This window comes from Thermus sp. (genome assembly GCF_056332225.1).
Window position 1 is genome coordinate 1 of sequence record NZ_JBWGQW010000228.1, and the last position, 592, is coordinate 592.

At 64.9% G+C, this 592-nt stretch carries 1 protein-coding gene; it reads left to right on the forward strand.

All coding sequences use genetic code 11. From position 1 onward, the window contains the following. A partial coding sequence (locus tag AC01Y6_RS11060; RefSeq protein WP_476671579.1) for a sigma-70 factor domain-containing protein occupies positions 1-592 on the forward strand: 592 nt, incomplete at both ends.

Consider the following 592-nt stretch of genomic DNA (forward strand, 5'->3'; position numbering starts at 1 on the left):
GGGGCCCCGCCTGGCCTCCTCCCCCTCGACCCCCTCGAAAGGGGGGAGTTTCCCGACTGGGAACCCCCAGGGGAAGCTCTGGGGGAGTCCGAAGGGGAAGCGCTCTCCCCTTCCCTGGAAGACCCGAGCCTGGAGAAGCTAGAAGCGGATGCTTCCCCCTCCTGGCTCAAGGACCTTCTTCGCCTCTACCTCAACGACGCGGGCGGGCACGAGGTGCTCAGCCTGGAAGAGGAAGTGGAACTCGCCCGAAAGATATGGGAGGGGCAAGAGGCGGCCAAGCGCCTGGGGGAGATGGTGGGGGTGGACCCCGGCCAAATCCTCAGGGCGGCCAGGGCGAGGGTCTTGGAAGAGGGCTCTTTCTTGGAATCCCTTCCGGTGTCCGAAGGGGAAATCGAGCGCATAGAAGCCCTGTGCCGCTCCTCCAAGGAGGGCAAGAGGCTCTACTTGCTCGTCCGGGAAGGGGAGGAGGCCCGGAAGCGCTTTCTGCTCTCCAACCTCAAGCTCGTGGTGGCCACGGCGAAGTCCCTTTGGAGGCGGAGAAGGGAAGTGCCCCTTATAGACCTCATCGCTGAGGGCAACCGGGGGCTCATTC